This is a genomic window from Vibrio galatheae (assembly GCF_000967545.1).
Lineage (GTDB): Bacteria > Pseudomonadota > Gammaproteobacteria > Enterobacterales > Vibrionaceae > Vibrio > Vibrio galatheae.
In genome coordinates, this window is record NZ_JXXV01000011.1 from 85,932 (window position 1) to 104,265 (window position 18,334).

Below are 18,334 nucleotides of genomic sequence, written 5' to 3' on the forward strand. Positions count from 1 at the left end.
ACATGTCACACTCTTCAGAGCTTATCGCGAAAGATATCGAAGCATACCTAAAAGTGCATGAAAACAAGGATTTATTGCGTTTTTTAACCTGTGGCAATGTGGATGATGGTAAATCTACTCTTATCGGACGCTTACTTTACGATTCAAAACTGATCTATGAAGATCAGATGGCCGCGATTGAAAAGGACTCTCAGAAATTCAACACCACAGATGGAGCGTTTGACTTGGCCCTATTGGTTGATGGGCTTCAATCTGAGCGTGAACAAGGCATCACCATTGATGTTGCTTACCGCTATTTCTCGACTGATAAACGTAAGTTCATCATTGCTGATACCCCAGGGCATGAGCAGTACACACGTAATATGGTGACTGGTGCATCGACTTGTGACTTAGCGATCGTAATGGTTGATGCGCGCCGTGGTATTCAGACCCAAACCCGCCGACACAGCTATATTTGTTCTCTGTTAGGTATCAAGCACATCATTGTTGCGATTAACAAAATGGATTTGATGGACTATAGCCAAGAGGTATATCAGCAAATTAAAGCAGATTATCGTGATATGGCGAAAAACTTCAATATTGACGATATTCGTTTTGTGCCTATCTCTGCGCTGAAAGGCGACAATGTGGTGGCACCAAGTGAAAAAATGGATTGGTACCCTGGCGCTACACTAATAAAGTTGCTGGAAACAGTGAAAGTCGATAAAGATAAAGACCTCGAGCACATGCGCTTTCCAGTTCAATACGTTAATCGCCCAAATTTAGACTTTCGAGGATTTTGTGGAACCTTGGCATCTGGTCAAGTCCAAGTCGGTGATGATGTGACAGCGCTGCCTTCTGGCAAGACATCAAAAGTGAAATCTATAGTCACGCATGACGGTGAGCTAAATACAGCGCAGCCAGGCCAAGCAATCACCATAACATTGGAAGATGAAATCGATATTTCTCGTGGTGATATGATAGTTCACACCGGGCATGAGCCTAAAGTGACCAATCAATGCCAAACACACTTGGTGTGGATGGGTGAACAGCCAATGCTGACCCACAAAGAGTATTTATTTAAATTCGCTACCAAGAGCTGCTCAGGTAAGGTTGCAAGTATTACGCATAAAGTTGATGTAAATACATTAGATCAGCACGCCGAAAATGCAGAAAGCTTAGAGCTTAATGAAATAGCACTTACCAACATCAAGCTTACTGATTACGTAGCATTGGATGAGTATCACAAGTTGCCTCAAACAGGAGCTTTTATTGTGATTGACCGTATCAATAACGTCACGGTGGGGGCGGGTATGGTAAATGCCGTTTCTGATGATGATAAAAACTCTGAGGAGCGTGTTTACACTGAATCTGAAAGAGCGCTGAATGCATTTATCTGTGAGCAGTTCCCTGAGTGGGGTTGCAAAAGTATTTAGAACAATAAGCTGTTTTTTGGGCTTGTGATATTGTGGCTAGGTGAAGTTTTAAAGGTTTACAAATATGTTTGATTTGAAAATAGCAGTTATTGGTCAAGGCTATGTTGGTTTGCCCTTAGCTGTTGAATTTGGGAAAAAATACCCCACTATCGGTTTTGATATTAATGCCTCTAGAGTGAAAGAGTTGAGTGATGGGGTGGATAGTACCCTTGAATGCAGTACCGAGCAGATTCGCTCCTCGGTCAATTTAACATTCACAGCCGAGCTTGAAGATATCAAGTCGGCTAATTTTTATGTCGTAACAGTCCCAACTCCAATTACGGATGAGAATACACCAGATTTAACGCCGCTCAAAAAAGCTTCTGAAGCTCTAGCTACTGTTATCTCTAAAGGGAATGTGGTTGTCTTTGAATCAACAGTTTACCCAGGTGCGACAGAAGAAGTCTGTCTGCCAATAATTGAAAAACTATCGGGTCTAAAGTTTAACCAAGACTTCTTTGCTGGTTATAGTCCCGAGCGTATTAATCCAGGAGACAAAGTAAACACTCTGACCAAAATTATGAAAATTACTTCAGGCTCCACTCCTGAAGTTGCTGAATATGTTGATAATGTTTACCAAAGCATTATTACCGCTGGGACGCATAAAGCTTCGTCTATTAAAGTGGCTGAAGCAGCTAAGGTAATTGAAAATACGCAGCGTGACTTGAATATAGCTATCATCAATGAATTTGCAAAAATATTCAATCGATTAAATATTGATACTGAAGAGGTTTTAAAAGCAGCGGGTACGAAATGGAACTTCTTACCATTTAAGCCAGGCCTGGTCGGTGGTCACTGTATAAGTGTGGATCCTTATTACTTAACTCATAAAGCGAAGGAAGTCGGTTACTCACCTGAGGTTATACTCGCTGGTCGTCGCATTAATGATGGAATGGGTCAATATGTGGCGACCCAGATGGTCAAGAAGTTATCAAGTAAAAAAATTCACATTGATGAATCCAGAGTGTTGATTATGGGGTTCACTTTCAAAGGTGATTGTCCTGATGTACGCAATACTAAAGTGATTGAAATCATTAAAGAGTTAAAAGATTTCAATGTCCAAGTCGACGTTTTTGATAACTGGGCGGACCCTCAAGAAGTTGAGCAAGAATATGGTCTTAAGCTCATTAACAAGCTTGAAGAAGGAGCTTACGATGGCATCATTCTAGCTGTGGACCATGAGGAAACTAAGGCTATGGGTATCGAAGCGATTCGTAAGCTTGGTAAAGAAAAGCATGTTGTATACGATGTTAAGTACGTGTTTGCTCCAGGTGTTACTGATATTCGTCTGTAAGGAAAAATAACAATGAAAAAATTCGCTCTGATTGGCACAGGGGGGTATATTGCACCTCGTCACCTTAATGCCATAAAAGACACTGGTAACACACTGGATGTAGCAATGGATGTGAATGACTCTGTGGGTATCATGGATATGCACTTTCCAGAATCTGAGTTTTTTACCGAGTTTGAAGACTTTGCCGCATACGTTGAAGATGAAGCACTTAAAGGCAACAAATTGGATTACATCTCAATCTGTACACCTAATTATCTGCATGCACCACAAATGAAGTTTGCTCTTAAAAACGGTATCGACGTTATTTGTGAAAAGCCGTTAGTGCTTAACTCTGAAGAGCTAAATACGTTAAAAGCTTATGAAGAAAAGTATGGAGCGAAAGTTAATAGTATCTTACAGTTGCGCTTACACCCTTCTATCATCTCGCTCCGAGAAAAAGTGAGAAATGCACCAGCTGATAAAGTGTTTGATGTTGAACTAACTTATATGACATCTCGTGGTAAGTGGTACCTAAAATCATGGAAAGGAGTGAATGAAAAATCGGGTGGCGTCGCAACCAACGTCGGTGTGCACTTCTTTGATATGTTGCACTTTATCTTTGGTGATATAAAAGCAAATGAAGTTCATTATAAAGATGAACAAACGGTAGCTGGCTACTTAGAATATGAACGTGCGCGGGTTAAATGGTTCCTATCTATTGATGCCAGTTACCTACCAGACAATGCGGTGCAAGGTGAGAAAAAAACTTATCGCAGCATCATGATTGAAGATGAAGAGCTAGAATTTTCCGGTGGTTTTACAGACCTTCACACCCAAAGCTATCAAAATATCTTAGCGGGTAACGGCTATGGCTTGGAAGAAAATCGTGCTGCGATTGAAACAGTTGAAAAAATCAGAGAGCAAGAAACCGTTTTTGTACCAGAGCACCACCATACGTTACTTTGCAAAATTCTTAAATAGGCTTTGTTATGAGTTTTATGAAACATGATACGGCGATCATCGATGATGGTGCGGTAATAGGTGAAGGCTCTCGTATTTGGCACTGGGCACATGTGTGTTCTGGTGCCTGTATTGGAAATGGTGTCTCGCTTGGTCAAAATGTGTTTGTTGGGAATAAGGTAACCATTGGCGATTACTGCAAAATCCAAAATAACGTTTCTGTTTACGATAATGTACATCTAGGGGAGGGAGTATTTTGTGGGCCTAGCATGGTGTTTACCAACGTATACAATCCGCGCTCCCTTGTTGAACGTAAAAATGAATACCGTGACACCATAGTAAAAAAAGGAGCCACGCTGGGGGCCAACTGTACTATTGTGTGTGGCATAACCATTGGCGAATACGCGTTTGTGGGCGCGGGTACAGTAGTAAATAAAGATGTCAAACCGTTTGCTTTAGTTGTGGGAGTACCGGCTAAACAAATAGGATGGATGAGTGCGTTTGGACAAAGGCTTGACCTACCTCTCAATGGCGACGCTGAAATCACCTGTGAGAAAACAGGTGATAGATACCAACTAGCCGATGGCTATCTAAATTACCTACCCAAGGCCAATAAGTAATATGTCGAAACCAATTCAATTTATTGACTTAAAAGCTCAATATCAGTATCTAAAAGAAAATATAGATAAGCGGATCCATACTGTTCTGGAGCATGGCAAGTACATCATGGGCCCAGAGGTACAGGAATTGGAAGAAAAGCTGGCGAGCTATGTCGGGGTAAAACACTGCATCACTTGTGCTAACGGTACTGACGCACTAACACTATCCATGATGGTATTAGAAATACAAGAAGGTGACGCAGTCTTTTGCCCTACGTTTACGTTTTTTGCTACCGCCGAAACGATAGCTTTTCAAAAAGCCACACCAGTGTTTGTAGACTCTGATGAACAAACGTTTAATATTTGCCCTATCGATTTAGAGAAGCGAATTGAGCAAGTTATATCCGAAGGAAAATTAAAGCCAAAGGCGATTGTGGCAGTGGACTTATTTGGTCTTCCTGCTAATTATCCAGAACTAGAGCGTATTGCCAAAAAATATAAATTAAAACTTATTGAAGATGCTGCTCAAGGTTTTGGTGGAGAAATTGAAGGCCGAAGAGCCGGGAGTTTTGGCGACATTGCAACAACTAGCTTCTTTCCCGCTAAACCATTAGGGTGTTATGGTGATGGAGGGGCGATTTTTACGAATAATGACGAATATGCACAGTTACTAAGATCATATCGAGTTCATGGGAAAGGAAAAGACAAGTATGATAATGTACGAATTGGTGTAAATTCAAGATTAGATACCATACAGGCTGCAATATTAATAGAGAAGTTAGAAGAGTTTCCAGCTGAGTTGAAGGCAAGAGGAGGTTTAGCATCAAAATATACACAATTGATAACTTTAGATGTTAAGAAACCTTATACCCCAAATGGATATGTTAGCTCTTGGGCTCAGTATACTTTAATATCTCAAAATAGAGATATACATATGGAAGCATACAAGAATAAATCTATACCAACAATGGTTTATTATGGGACATGTATGCATCAGCAGACTGCGTTCTCTTATTTAGGCTATTCTGACTCTGACTTTCCAATTGCATCTATGTTATCGGCAAGTGTTTTTAGTTTACCAATGCATCCTTACATGAATGACGATTCTCTTAATAAAATTATTGAAACATAGTGAACAAAATGTCTAAAAGTATATTTTTGGTTAAGATAAAAGACCTCTTTATAAGAGTTGCTTTTAGAATACTAACAATTCCTCTTGTTCCTATAAACTCATATTTATTGAGAAAGTATGGAGAATATGATGAGGAGCTATCTCCTATCTTTATTATCGGAGCGCCGAGAACAGGGTCTACTATACTATATCAAGGTCTAACTAATCAGTTTGATGTATTATATTTTAATAATTTAAATACTAAGTTTTGTAATATTCCACTTATTGGATTTTGGCTAAGTGAGAAATTTTTTGAGGGTAAGGCACATAACTGTTTTGATTCAAAGTTTGGAAATACGAATGGGTTAAATTCTCCTAACGAGTCTGGTGAATATTGGATTAGGTTTTTACCGAAGGATCGACATTTTATTGACTTCTCGGATATCAATTCTATTGATGTAGCTAGAATTAGAAGAGAGTTAACTGCATTATGTAATATGTTCGGCAAGCCACTTATATTTAAAAATCTAAATGCCGGACAGCGCATGCGTCTTCTACATGTTATGTTTCCAAATGCTAGATTTATTTTCATTCATAGAGATCCTTTTTATACAGCGCAATCAATATTAGAATCTAAACGGAAGCAGGGAATAAATGACAATGAATACTGGTCTATTAAACCTGCAAACTATGATTATCTTTGTGGTCTGAAATGGTATCGACAGATACCCGAACAGATTTTTTATTTAGAAAAACAGATATTAGAGGATAAGTCTTTGTTTCATAAAGAAAATTTTTATGATATTTCTTACTCATCTCTGAGCTCTAAAATTATCGCAGAATTAGGGTGTTCATTAAATTTAAGGGAAAAAAATTCTTTTGAAACACTCAATCTAAAAATTAAAGAAATAGAAACGCTGACATTAGAAGAAGTGGATTTGTTAAAAGAATCAATAGGCTCATTAAATTGGTAGCTGATAAATGACAAATAAAGAAAAGTATAGAGCTCTATGTAAAAAAGAATCAACAATAGCGTTGTTCCAAACCGACTGGTGGTTAGACAGTGTATGTGGGGAGGAATGGGACGTTTGCCTAGTTGAAAAAGGTGAATTAATAATGGCTGCGCTTCCTTACCATACTAAGTCTAAATATGGTCTCAAACTATTGACTCATCCTCACTTAACTCAGCACTTAGGCCCGTGGTTTAGACCTCAGAGTGTTAAATATGGAAAGTTACTAGGTAAACAGAAAGATTACATAGAGGAGTTAGTTGCTCAACTACCGAAGTTTGATTACTTCAATCAAAACTGGAGTTATTGTAACACAAACTGGCTACCATTTTTTTGGTTGGGTTTTGAGCAAACTACTCGATACACCTATGTGATTGAAGATCTCACTGACCTGAGCAAGGTGTGGGGGCAGTTTGAATCTAAAGTACGGGGAGATGTTAGAAAGGCTGAAAAGAACGGTGTGAGAGTTGATGGGTCAGCGTCATTGTCTGAGTTTATGCAGCTCAATAAACAGGTTTTTGAAAGACAAGGTTTAGATTTGCCATATGATGAATCTTTCGTAGACAAATTAATTGAGGAAGCTGGTAAAAGAAATCAGGCTCGATGGTTTGTGGCTAAAGATGAGAGTAATAGAAATCATGCTGGAGTGCTAATCGTTTGGGACGAGAACTCTGCTTATTATATTATGGGCGGAGGGGACCCAAATTTAAGGAACAGTGGTGCTACAAGTCTTTGTATGTGGGAAGCTATTAAGTTTGCTTCTTCTGTCACTAAAAAATTTGATTTCGAAGGTTCAATGATTGAGCCAGTTGAGCGTTTTTTTAGAGGGTTTGGTGCTAAACAAAAACATTACTTCACAGTTTCAAAGGTTAATTCATTATTAGTTCATCTGGGTATGAGTTTAATGAAAATTAAAAAAATACTGAAATTAGAAAGGCAATGATTAGTCGTGATTAATGATTTACTGATTAAGTCTATTCAAATTTTTTTAGTAAGAGGTTTTGGTGGGAGTGCTGCATTCTTAGTCACGCTAGCTGTTTCAAATATGCTATCAGTCAGTGAGGCGGGAATTGTTTTATTTGCAATAGGTGTAATAGCATCTTTAGGACAAGTAATGACACTTGGAACTTCAGAAGTGATTTTGAAGTTCGTATCTGGATATTATAAAAAATCGTGGTTTAAGGTTAATAATGTATTTTCTTCGCTGTTAAAAATGGTTGTTTTTTTCGGTATTGGAGTGGCTATTTTCGGGGCGATATTTAGAGATTATATATCGGTTTATTTCTTCCATAGTTTAGATCTATCTGCATACTTTATCTTAGTGCCGGTTGGTATATTGGCCATGTCACTGGTCCTGACTACAAGCTCGGCTATATTAGGGCTACAAAAGACCTTCTTAGCTAGTATTTTTCAGAGCTGCTTGGTGCCTGTACTATTTTTGCTGCTGTGCTTTTTACTTCCAAACGTTAAAACCCATGTTGATAGTCTTGACTTAACTATCGCCTATGTGAGTAGTGTTTTCCTTGTATCGGCGATTGTCTTGTTTGTATGGTTTAATAACAAGAACGTCAAGTTCGTAGCCCGTTCAAAGTTAAGTGCCGACGTTTGGTCTAGCACAAAGCCACTATTTGTCGTCATGATCATGCAGGTTTTTACAATGTACGCAGGGCAATATGCTACAGCATTTCTTCTTTCCTCCTCGGATATAGCACTATTTTCAGCAGCACAGAGAACCGCAATGCTTGTCGCATTGACACTGAATGCGGTAAATCTTGTGATTGCTCCTCGTATTTCTCTTGCGTCACACAAAAATGAAAAGCTTGATATTCTAGCACTGAAGTCTAGTCAACTCATGCTTACATTAGCTAGCCCGATAATAATTGTTTTTATTTGTTATTCAGAATTGATTATGAGCTTGTTTGGAAATGAGTTTACAGCGGCTTCAGGCATACTAGTAATTTTATCTGTTGGCCAGTTTGTGAATGTTGCTACTGGTTCCGTAGGATACCTATTGATGATGACAAACCATGAAACGGATTATCGTAATGTAATTATCGTCTCTGGTACGTTTACTTTGATGGTATCTTTTCTTTTGACGTATTTTTCAGGGTTATACGGTGCAGCAATTGCTACCGCTTTAGGCTTATCGATGCAGAATTTACTTGCAGCTTATTTTGTTAAGTTGAGACTAGGATTTAATACATTGAATGTTTTTAGAAAGGTTAAATAACGCATGGTACATAGCGTTGATTGCCTCTATTCTGAATACTTTTCGTTATTTATTGTTATAATGGTAGTTGCATGATTGTTGTAGAGTCCCCCCGTAAATGTGAGCAAGAAATTAGCTATGTATGTTCCGTTATATTTGAGGAGTTACTAGCTACAGATTACAAGCTAGTATTTAGTGATACTCAAGATTTTCATATAAAACATAACCTTGAAGAAGGTAGCGTAGTAGTTAAGAGTTCATTTTTTAACAAGATAAAGTCTGATTTGTTGAAAAATGAATATATGCCTCAACTGCCATTAAAAGAATGGAATGTTGACAAAGAACCTTTTGCTAATTATTTGCTGACTAAAACTCTTCCTGTGATTTTTGGAGAGCCTGGGGTGACTTATAATGAACAGGTGACTAGGGTCAATATTGACATATTTGGCTCCGTATTTTTTATGCTATCCCGTTTCGAAGAGTTTGTTACATCAGAAAGTGATGAACACGGAAGGTTTCCTGCGAATGCATCATTGGCAATGAAGGCGGGTTTTCTAGAACGCCCAATCGTAGATGAATATATAGAAGTTTTAAAGTATTGTATTCAAGAAAGATTTCCGAGTGTTTCATTTTCTAAAAATAAATTCGAGAAGATCATTACTTGCGATGTTGATTGGCCTTTTTCTCCTCATTTGGAGAGTTTGAGAGCTGCAGTTAGGAAATCAGCAGTTTCTCTAATAAAACAAAAAGATACTAGAGGGGCAATCAAGACTCTATTACGTTACTTGTATGCAAAAAGTGGTCGGGAGTATATTGACGAACATCGAGAGGCTATAAGTTGGCTGCTCAACGAGAATGAGAAAAATAGCAATATCGTAAGGCTTTACTTTATACCTTTAAAAACACATAGGTTAGATAACACGGAGTGTTTTTCTTCTGAGAGAATGAAGTCTCTCTTAAGAAATATACACGATCGAGGACATGAAATTGGCCTCCACCCAGGCTATCAAACATTTAATAACCAAGAGCTATTTTCTGCGTCAGCAATGAATTTTTATATGGTGCTAGATGAATTAAATATATCTCAGCCGGTATATGGAGGAAGGCAACACTATCTACGTTGGAATGCGGCTCATACACCAGCATGTTGGGAAGAGCAAGGGTTTGGATATGACTCTTCTTTGGCATTTGCCGAAGTAACGGGATTTAGGGCTGGTACCTGTCAAGAGTACACAATGTATGACCTAAATCACCGTAGACCTTTTAGGTTAAAGCAAAGGCCTCTAATCACGATGGAAGATACAATTATTTCTCCAAGGTATGAGGGATTAGGGTTAGGAGAACAATCTCTAGATAGGTTCCTTAAATTCAAGTCCATTTGTCAAAAATATGAAGGAAAGTACACCTTACTGTGGCACAATTGTAGGTTAGTTGATGGAAGAGACAGAGAGATCTACTCTGAGTTGATAAAATGAATCATGTTATGTTTTCATTTCCGACATGAAAGTTGGTTAGTGTGTAATAAATTGCATACTACTTTAGTGTCTATGTTCACTGTACCGCCTAGGTGTGGCTACTGAGTTGAACAAAATGCATGGTTAATTCTGCTCAAAGACTATAGTGCGACTGAGCGTACTTGTTGTTTCCAAGATCGAATGTTAAATACTAGGCGTGTACTTGCAAAAAATTAAGGTTATTTATGTGCGGAATATTTGGGGTAATCTCCGATAAATTTATTAATAAAGAGCATTTCAAGGTACTGGCGAAGCACTCTAGGCAGAGGGGGCGAGACTCTAGTGGGATAGTCAAGTATGACGAGAATGGCTATGCAACAATTCGCGCTGACTACGATATCAAAAAATTGCTAAATCAGGTTGAGTTAGGTCAAAGTAGTTTGGCTCTTGGCCATAGTCGTCTTATTACTAATGGGCTTTCAGATAATCAACCAGTCATTCGTGATGGCATAATTGCTATTCATAATGGCATCATCGTTAACGATGATGAGCTATGGGGTGAAATTTCAATCGATCGAAAATTCCAAATTGACTCAGAAGTTATTATAGGTATTGCATTAGATTGTTTGAGCAAGGGTATGGGGTTGGAAGAAATTCCAGATATAATATTGAGTAAGTGTAAGGGTGTAATTGCTTGTGCTCTTTTATTCCCTGAGTTAGGTAAGGCTCTACTATTTTCTAATAATGGAAGCTTATACGTGTCTAACAATGCTGGCTCTCATTACTTTTCCTCGGAGAGTTATCCCCTTTCAAAATTGAATTTACCTAATATAGAAAAGGTTATGGGGCAGGCAATTGCACTGGATATACCTAAGGCCGAAAAATTAGATAGTATTGTTGATTATCAATCTAGAAAGCTAGACTTGGTGCCAGCCTTGTCATTTAACCCGGAGAATGAAGCACTTCTAGAGTACCATAAACCTGGTATAAAACGCTGTACGAAGTGTATCTTACCTGAAACGATGCCTTTTATTCATTTCGATAATGATGGTGTATGTAACTACTGTCACTCTTATAAGCCCCGTAACCAGCCAAAGCCTAAAGAGCAATTATTTGAATTGGTTGAACCATATAGAAGAAAGGGTGAACCAGACTGCATCGTTCCTTTTTCTGGAGGGAGAGATAGTTGTTATGGGTTACATTTAATTGTTGAAGAACTAAAAATGAAACCGATAACCTATACTTATGACTGGGGTATGGTTACAGATTTAGGACGAAGAAATATTAGTCGAATGTGTTCCCAACTTGGTGTTGAAAATATCATTGTTGCAGCTAACATCGATAAGAAAAGACAAAATGTAGCTAGAAATTTGAAAGCTTGGTTGAAGTCACCGCATCTAGGAATGATGAGTATCTTGACCGCAGGCGATAAACATTTCTTTAGGCATGTCGAAACGGTAAAAAAACAAACTGGTATTGATATCAATCTTTGGGGAGTAAACCCTCTTGAAGTTACTCACTTTAAAACCGGCTTTTTGGACATTCCACCAGATTTTGAAGGTAAGCATGTCTATACCAATGGAGTCATGAAGCAGCTGCATTACCAGAAAAAACGTTTTGGTGCGATGCTTGATAGTCCGGGTTATTTTAACTCTTCGTTGTTTGACACTCTTTCAGGTGAGTATTTTAGAAGCTTCACAGAGAAAAAAGATTACTTCCATTTGTTTGACTTCTGGCGGTGGGATGAGCAGAAAATAGATTCTACATTACTGAATGTATACGATTGGGAGAAAGCAATAGACACTCCAACTACATGGCGTATCGGTGACGCTACGGCTGCCTTTTATAACTATGTATATTATACAGTTGCTGGTTTTACCGAACATGACACATTTAGGTCCAATCAGATCCGAGAGGGTGATATAACGCGTGAGCAAGCACTAGCTTATATAGAAGAAGAAAATAGACCTCGTTATCCGAACATAAAATGGTATTTGGATGTTTTGGGGTTAGATTACAAAGAAGTAATTAGAGTTGTGAATTCTATTCCGAAATTATATTCACGCTAGTCTTCAAGGAGAAGTATTATACAATGTCGTTTAAAGGTAAATGCGTTGTCTATTTGACCTGGGGGGAGACTCCCAGGTCTTATGGTGTTTTTGGTAACCAAGTGATAGAGCAATTTAAGTGTACCTCGAGTAACTCTCATGGTGAGTTTCATTTCATTTCAGGAGTTCCAGTTATACACAGCGGTATGGTGAGAGAAAAATGGCACTATGGGCGAGAAATTGAAGCTATTAAAGTTCGGTTAGGTGCTGTTACTTTTAGTCGTATTCCCATATTAGCACCGCAGAACTTTGTTAATTCTAGCAGTAAAACATTTTCCTATTTTCACGGTCCTGCTCACGTACTACTTGCTAAGAAATTGAGAGTAGTTAGACCTAGCATTGTACATTGTCGTTCTTATCATGCGGCGTGGGCAGCTCTGAAAGTAAGAGAAAAATACGGCTTTGATTACAAGATCATTTTTGATGGTAGAGATATGTGGCCTGAAGAAATGGCGCTGAAAAATAACTATCGACAAGACTCTTCTGATTATATATATCTTAAGAATGTAGAAAGAGAGTTATTAGTAAGGTGTGACGTTAGCGTAGGTGTTTCTGACGAAATGTGCTCTTATTATAAATCTTTGGGCGCCAAGCATGTTGAGTGTATTTATCTTAGTGCTGATACGGATGTTTTTTCTTCTGCGCTTAACTCAAATAAGTATGAAGCAGATATGGTGAATTTTTGCTATGTTGGTGCGCTATCCGAAACGGGGTGGCATAAGATATCGGAGTTGCACAAGCTCTATAGCTTTTTAAGGAAATCATTTGGAAAAACTCATTTGACTATTGTTTCTACATCAGATCACGCGTCAATTAGGAAAGTGTTTAGTGATATACCAAGTGAAGAAGTTACTCTAACATCATCAAAGTCAAAGCATGAACTCATGGATATTCTGGCAACTCAACACTTTGGGTTGATGTCCTACTTCGTACCGAACAATTCTCTACACATAGCTCTCGGTAAAATTCTTCTCGCAATCAAAACAGTTGAGTATTTATCCTCAGGCCTGCCTATGATATGCAGTAGATTCTGTGGTGGAGCAGCACGACTAATTGAGAAGCATCACTTGGGCCTAAGCTATTGCCCTGAAAAGATTGATCTGGATAGTCAAAAGGTTTTAGAGCTTAAGAACTTCGATTCTGCTCGACGTTGCTTACAGTTCGCACAAAACAACTTTGATATTAACGCGAATGCGAAAAAGTATGCTTCGTTGTATGAAGACTTAGTCGGGAGAAGTTAATACAGTGATGGGTTCTTCTAGCTCATTTCTTCCTACTCGTAGAGGAAGAGTAGAGGTGAGTAATTATAAGTTGCTGAGATACTCCTTATATTGCGCACTATTTTTTATTCTTCTCTCTGGAGTTTACAGAGGGATATTACCCTTTGGGGATGAGCCAGACTTTGATGTTAGAGCTCCCCGTATTGTTTTGGATAGTCATCCAAGTTGGTCTCCATATAATTGGCTATCTCCACTTTATGATGACATGCAGTATTTGTCCCATTGTGAGATAGACGCAACGCCTCTTTCTCTTTCTGCAACGATAGATGCCGAAAGTTGTAGTGAAAGTTTATACCAAAGAAGCACTCGTTGGTTTTTGATGATAATACTAAGTGCTCCATTGCTATTTAGTAGTGTTTTTTATTATCGAAAGAACGATGGTGTCGATGTTCGCCATCGCATGCATTCTTTGGCTCTTAGTTTAATATTTCCAGGAGCTATTTATTACCTCGGCGTTTTTGCTGAAGAACAGTTTTCTTTGATTGTATCATTATTATGTTTTATGTACTGGAAGAGAAAGCTTTTGATACTTTTCCTTATAGCAATAGTCCTTTTGTTGGATTTTGGTAGTGGGTTAGTCGTTGCATCCTTCTTTTCTATGGCCTTGTTTTATACTTTTGTGAATAAAAGGTTAGGGTTTGGAAATGCATGTTTAATAATGCTAATACAAGTTGTTTGTTGTTATGCTATAGGTTTTTCTATTTTAGAATATACGAAGAGCATAAGTTTTTTAGCTAACAAATCAGAGGCTATTTTATTGGCTTTAGAAAGCAAGGTATTGATAGATAAGTACCCTTTGGTTCTAAGGCCTATTATTACATTTATGTCCTTTGTTTTTTATACTCCTGCTTTTTTAAAAGTGCCAGTGGTTTATGTAATAGTTGGAATCGCTTGCCTGTTTTCGTTATTTAAAACTTATATGAAGAGAGGAAGCATTAGTGGGAATGATTTTTTAGAATCCTTGTTACTTAGTGTAATATCTATTTCTTTTATTGTTTCATTTGTATTCCTTTTTCCTAGCTATGCAAATGCTAAATATTACATATTCCTTCTTCCTTTTGTAATATGCCCGTTGCTATATATATATGACAACTATCTATTACTATTGTTTTTTGTAACTTTGAATATTTTTGTTTTTTTGCATGTTATTTATTTTTCTATATGAATATGATTGTCATGTTCTTTTACTTGCTGCCATAGTGCTAATTATTCATTACAGAGGTGGGTTTGGTTTTTTTTATCAGAGGCGTAAGATAGATATGAACGTCGTGACATGCCAGTAGTTCAAGGTCATATGATGTGGTGCTTATCGTTCTTTCTTTTAATATACTTGTCTGAAAGAGTTTCTTTTATTTAAATTAGTGTTAAGTTTGTCATGGTAGATAGTAAAAGAATTGAAACAATTCAATTTATTCGTGGTGTTGCTAGTATATTAGTTGCTTGGATTCATGCAATTCAGTTTTTTCCAGGTCATTTTAGCAACGACCTTTTTGACGAGTCCTCGAACGTTGTTTCCATTGGTGGTTTTGGCGTTGATATATTCTTTATTATCAGTGGTTTTGTAATTGCATTAAACGTAGATAAAAAACCTAGTTTGCGACAATTTGTTGTTAGTCGCTTTGTTAGGGTCGTTCCTCTTTACTGGTTGTATACAATAGCATTTTACTTGTTCATGTTGTTCTTTGCGAGTTCTTACGATTTTTTACCTATTGAATTACTATATAGTATGCTCTTCATTCCTTATGAAAATCAATTCGGTGCTTTTCAACCAATCTTAGCTGTAGGTTGGAGTTTGAACTATGAAATTCTATTTTATGTTATAATGTCAATTTTGATTCTAATGAAAGTAAGGAACTTCCTTTTGTTTCTATTCTTAGCTTTCATTCTTGTGCTACCATTTTTTTACAAAGTTATTATTCTTGAATTTCTTTTTGGATATATCCTTTTCTATTTCTATAGGAATGATTTTTATCTAAATATTAAGCTCGCTTTTTTTATTTTAATCAGTTCTTTGGTTCTACTTTTTACTACTGCAACTTATGTTTACGAAACTGGTGGTAGTGTTCGCTTGATAATCTGGGGCGGTGGTGGAGCAGTTTTACTCTATTCAATTATCCACTTCGAAAAGTATGTTTGTTTGTTGCCTAAGTCATTATTCAGTTGGTTGACTTTGTGGGGAACTGTGTCTTATACGCTTTATCTAAGCCATTGGTTTGTAGGTTTCGTTAGCTATAAGATACTAAATTTTTTACCTGATACCCTCCAAGTTCTAGTTACTTTTGCGATAATGCTTGTTATTGCTGTTCCACTCTATTTTGTTTTAGAAAAGCCAATTATTGGCCACATGAGAAGGTTGATTAAATAATGGACAATGAAGTTAAAGGAATAGTTCTCGCCGGAGGAAGTGGCACACGTCTTTACCCGTTGACTAAGGTGGTCAGTAAACAGTTAATGCCAGTATATGATAAGCCGATGGTTTACTACCCAATTGCGACCTTAATGAATGCGGGCATTCAAGACATCTTGATCATTACAACCCCCGAAGAGCAAGACCGCTTTATAGAATTACTTGGTGACGGTAAGGCTTGGGGTATTGACCTCAGTTATACGGTCCAACCCTCACCGGATGGCCTTGCACAAGCATTTGTTCTTGCTGAAGAATTTATTGGGTCTAGCAATGTAGCCTTGATCCTAGGAGATAATCTGTTCTATGGCCATGACTTAGTTAAATCTTTACGGTCTGCCGCGGAGCGCGAAAATGGTGGAACAATCTTCGGATATCATGTGGCCAGTCCTCAAGCATATGGTGTTGTTGAGTTTGATGAAGAAGGTAAAGCAATATCAATTGAGGAAAAACCTCAAGAGCCCAAGTCAAATTATGCTATACCTGGCCTCTATTTCTTTGATAATAAGGTTATAGAATACGCAAAAAATGTAAAGCCTTCAGCGCGTGGTGAGTTGGAAATTACAGATGTTATTGAGCGGTACCTTCAGTCTGGGGCGTTGAGGGTTGAAATCATGGGGCGAGGCACTGCTTGGCTTGATACTGGTACTCACGACAGTCTTCTTCAAGCTGCTCAATTTATCGAGACCATAGAAAAGCGCCAGGGGCTTAAAGTAAACTGCCCCGAAGAAGTCGCGTTCAGAATGGGGTACATCACAGAAGATCAATTACGTGAGATTGCTGGGCCATTACGTAAGAGTGGTTACGGAGAGTATCTACTAAATTTGTTATCAAACAAGGTTTTCTCATGAGAATAATTGAAACCGAAATTACCGACGTAAAAATAATTGAGCCAAAGGTTTTTGGCGATGATAGAGGTTTCTTTTTAGAAACCTTCAAAGAAGAATGGTTTCGAGAAAACGTAGAAGATGTCTCTTTTGTTCAGGATAATCACAGTAAATCTAAGCAAGGGATTTTACGTGGTTTGCACTATCAAACGAAGCAAACACAAGGTAAATTAGTTCGAGTCATTTATGGTGAAGTTTATGATGTAGCTGTTGACATGAGAGCCAATAGCCCGACTTTTGGAAAGCACGTAGGTGTACTGCTGAGTAGTGATAACAAAAGACAGCTTTGGGTTCCTGCTGGGTTTGCACATGGCTTTTATGTAATAAGTGAAAGTGCTGAATTTGTGTACAAGTGTACGGATTATTATGCGCCTCAGTTTGAGGTAAGTATTGTTTGGAATGACCCAGCTCTCAACATTAACTGGCCACTGGTAAACGGGAACACACCAATATTGTCAGATAAAGACAAAGGTGGCTTGATGTTGGTAGAAGCCCCGACCTTTTAAGAGTATTAGTAGAATGAGCAAAACAATTTTTATCACAGGTGGGGCAGGGTTTATAGGCTCTGCACTTGTTCGTTACTTGATTAATGAAACTGACAATATAGTGATTAATTTCGATAAGTTGACTTACGCTGGTAACTTAGAATCTTTAAGTACTATTGAAAAGTCAGATCGCTATTATTTTATTAAAGGTGATATTTGCGACCGTGATAAGGTCAGCCAAGCATTTGAAAAACATCAGCCCAACTTTATTATGCATCTAGCGGCCGAGAGCCATGTTGATCGATCTATCGATGGGCCTGACGAGTTTATTCAAACCAATGTTGTCGGTACTTACGCGCTCCTAGAAGAAGCAAGGAAATACTATAACTCGTTGGATGACGAGCAGAAAACTACATTCCGATTTCATCATATTTCTACCGATGAGGTATACGGTGATTTGGGCGAATCAGGGCTATTTACTGAACAAACTCCATATGAACCAAGTTCCCCTTATTCGGCCTCAAAAGCGGCATCTGATCACTTGGTTCGAGCATGGCACCGCACCTATAAACTACCGATTGTATTGACAAACTGCTCCAATAACTATGGCGTTTATCATTTTCCTGAGAAGTTAATACCGTTAATTATTCTAAATGCGCTTGAAGGGAAAGCGTTGCCAGTCTACGGAAATGGAAAGCAAGTCAGAGATTGGCTGTTTGTGGATGATCATGTTAGAGCGTTATACAAGGTAGTGACTGAAGGTAAAATTGGTGAAACTTACAATATTGGTGGTTTCAATGAAAAGAAAAATATCGAAGTCGTTAAAGCAATTTGTAATCACCTCAATGTTATGATCGAAAATAAGCCAGAAAATATAAATGATTTCAAAGAACTGATATCTTTTGTCGACGACCGTCCCGGTCATGATGTTCGTTATGCAATCGACGCAAGTAAAATAAATAATGAACTAGGATGGTATCCCGTAGAGACCTTTGATACGGGTATATTGAAGACGATACAGTGGTATCTCACTAATCTAGACTGGTGTAAGAGGGTCCAAGATGGTAGTTACCAGCGCGAAAGGTTAGGTAAGTATTGAT

At 38.0% G+C, this 18,334-nt stretch carries 16 protein-coding genes; all 16 read left to right on the forward strand.

Features of this window, described 5'->3' with window-relative positions:
- Positions 1–2: 2 nt before the first annotated feature.
- A complete protein-coding gene (cysN, locus tag TW81_RS04950) occupies positions 3–1,415 on the forward strand; it encodes a sulfate adenylyltransferase subunit CysN (protein ID WP_045954618.1) in 1,413 nt (470 codons plus the stop codon).
- Between the two features lie 64 nt (positions 1,416–1,479).
- Positions 1,480–2,748, forward strand: coding sequence for a Vi polysaccharide biosynthesis UDP-N-acetylglucosamine C-6 dehydrogenase TviB (gene tviB / locus TW81_RS04955; RefSeq protein ID WP_045954619.1), 1,269 nt, complete (start codon positions 1,480–1,482; stop codon positions 2,746–2,748).
- A gap of 12 nt (positions 2,749–2,760) precedes the next feature.
- Positions 2,761–3,708, forward strand: a complete 948-nt coding sequence (locus TW81_RS04960) for a Gfo/Idh/MocA family protein (protein ID WP_045954620.1) — start codon at positions 2,761–2,763, stop codon at positions 3,706–3,708.
- Positions 3,709–3,716: 8 nt separating this feature from the next.
- A complete protein-coding gene (locus tag TW81_RS04965; protein ID WP_045954621.1) occupies positions 3,717–4,307 on the forward strand; it encodes an acyltransferase in 591 nt (196 codons plus the stop codon).
- Positions 4,308–4,320: 13 nt separating this feature from the next.
- Entirely contained in the window at positions 4,321–5,418 is a 1,098-nt protein-coding gene (locus TW81_RS04970) for a DegT/DnrJ/EryC1/StrS family aminotransferase (protein WP_045954730.1), read from the forward strand.
- A gap of 8 nt (positions 5,419–5,426) precedes the next feature.
- Positions 5,427–6,371 carry a sulfotransferase family protein gene (locus TW81_RS04975; RefSeq protein ID WP_156980916.1) on the forward strand — a complete coding sequence of 315 codons (945 nt, stop codon included), beginning with the start codon at positions 5,427–5,429 and terminating at the stop codon, positions 6,369–6,371.
- Positions 6,372–6,378: 7 nt separating this feature from the next.
- The gene (locus TW81_RS04980) at positions 6,379–7,350 is read left to right on the forward strand and encodes a GNAT family N-acetyltransferase (protein WP_045954623.1); all 972 of its coding nucleotides are present in this window, start codon (positions 6,379–6,381) and stop codon (positions 7,348–7,350) included.
- 6 nt (positions 7,351–7,356) lie between these two features.
- Entirely contained in the window at positions 7,357–8,637 is a 1,281-nt protein-coding gene (locus TW81_RS18825) for an MATE family efflux transporter (RefSeq protein ID WP_052706148.1), read from the forward strand.
- 71 nt (positions 8,638–8,708) lie between these two features.
- Positions 8,709–10,091: a DUF7033 domain-containing protein gene (locus TW81_RS04990; RefSeq protein ID WP_052706150.1), complete on the forward strand. Its 1,383-nt coding sequence runs from the start codon at positions 8,709–8,711 to the stop codon at positions 10,089–10,091.
- A gap of 224 nt (positions 10,092–10,315) precedes the next feature.
- Complete coding sequence (locus TW81_RS04995; RefSeq protein WP_045954624.1) at positions 10,316–12,139, forward strand: glucosamine 6-phosphate synthetase; 1,824 nt, start codon at positions 10,316–10,318, stop codon at positions 12,137–12,139.
- A gap of 23 nt (positions 12,140–12,162) precedes the next feature.
- Complete coding sequence (locus TW81_RS05000) at positions 12,163–13,419, forward strand: glycosyltransferase (RefSeq protein ID WP_045954625.1); 1,257 nt, start codon at positions 12,163–12,165, stop codon at positions 13,417–13,419.
- A 4-nt stretch (positions 13,420–13,423) separates the two neighbouring features.
- Positions 13,424–14,623 carry a hypothetical protein gene (locus TW81_RS05005; protein ID WP_156980917.1) on the forward strand — a complete coding sequence of 400 codons (1,200 nt, stop codon included), beginning with the start codon at positions 13,424–13,426 and terminating at the stop codon, positions 14,621–14,623.
- Between the two features lie 210 nt (positions 14,624–14,833).
- On the forward strand, positions 14,834–15,823 hold the full coding sequence (locus tag TW81_RS05010; RefSeq protein ID WP_045954627.1) for an acyltransferase family protein: 990 nt from the start codon (positions 14,834–14,836) through the stop codon (positions 15,821–15,823).
- Positions 15,823–16,713, forward strand: coding sequence for a glucose-1-phosphate thymidylyltransferase RfbA (gene rfbA / locus TW81_RS05015; RefSeq protein ID WP_045954628.1), 891 nt, complete (start codon positions 15,823–15,825; stop codon positions 16,711–16,713). Before TW81_RS05010 ends, rfbA begins: the two co-directional genes overlap by 1 nt.
- Complete coding sequence (gene rfbC, locus TW81_RS05020) at positions 16,710–17,255, forward strand: dTDP-4-dehydrorhamnose 3,5-epimerase (RefSeq protein WP_045954629.1); 546 nt, start codon at positions 16,710–16,712, stop codon at positions 17,253–17,255. Before rfbA ends, rfbC begins: the two co-directional genes overlap by 4 nt.
- A 13-nt stretch (positions 17,256–17,268) precedes the next feature.
- Positions 17,269–18,333 (forward strand): dTDP-glucose 4,6-dehydratase, encoded by a 1,065-nt coding sequence (gene rfbB / locus TW81_RS05025; RefSeq protein ID WP_045954630.1) that lies wholly within the window; start codon positions 17,269–17,271, stop codon positions 18,331–18,333.
- Position 18,334: the final 1 nt, after the last annotated feature.

Coding starts and splice junctions, on each gene's coding strand:
- TW81_RS04980 (WP_045954623.1), top strand. CDS start 6,379: ATGACAAATAAAGAAAAGTATAGAGCTCTATGTAAAAAAGAATCAACA.
- TW81_RS04990 (WP_052706150.1), top strand. CDS start 8,709: ATGATTGTTGTAGAGTCCCCCCGTAAATGTGAGCAAGAAATTAGCTAT.
- rfbC (WP_045954629.1), top strand. CDS start 16,710: ATGAGAATAATTGAAACCGAAATTACCGACGTAAAAATAATTGAGCCA.
- TW81_RS05010 (WP_045954627.1), top strand. CDS start 14,834: ATGGTAGATAGTAAAAGAATTGAAACAATTCAATTTATTCGTGGTGTT.
- tviB (WP_045954619.1), top strand. CDS start 1,480: ATGTTTGATTTGAAAATAGCAGTTATTGGTCAAGGCTATGTTGGTTTG.
- TW81_RS04995 (WP_045954624.1), top strand. CDS start 10,316: ATGTGCGGAATATTTGGGGTAATCTCCGATAAATTTATTAATAAAGAG.
- TW81_RS04975 (WP_156980916.1), top strand. CDS start 5,427: ATGTCTAAAAGTATATTTTTGGTTAAGATAAAAGACCTCTTTATAAGA.
- cysN (WP_045954618.1), top strand. CDS start 3: ATGTCACACTCTTCAGAGCTTATCGCGAAAGATATCGAAGCATACCTA.
- TW81_RS05000 (WP_045954625.1), top strand. CDS start 12,163: ATGTCGTTTAAAGGTAAATGCGTTGTCTATTTGACCTGGGGGGAGACT.
- TW81_RS04965 (WP_045954621.1), top strand. CDS start 3,717: ATGAGTTTTATGAAACATGATACGGCGATCATCGATGATGGTGCGGTA.
- rfbA (WP_045954628.1), top strand. CDS start 15,823: ATGGACAATGAAGTTAAAGGAATAGTTCTCGCCGGAGGAAGTGGCACA.
- TW81_RS04960 (WP_045954620.1), top strand. CDS start 2,761: ATGAAAAAATTCGCTCTGATTGGCACAGGGGGGTATATTGCACCTCGT.
- rfbB (WP_045954630.1), top strand. CDS start 17,269: ATGAGCAAAACAATTTTTATCACAGGTGGGGCAGGGTTTATAGGCTCT.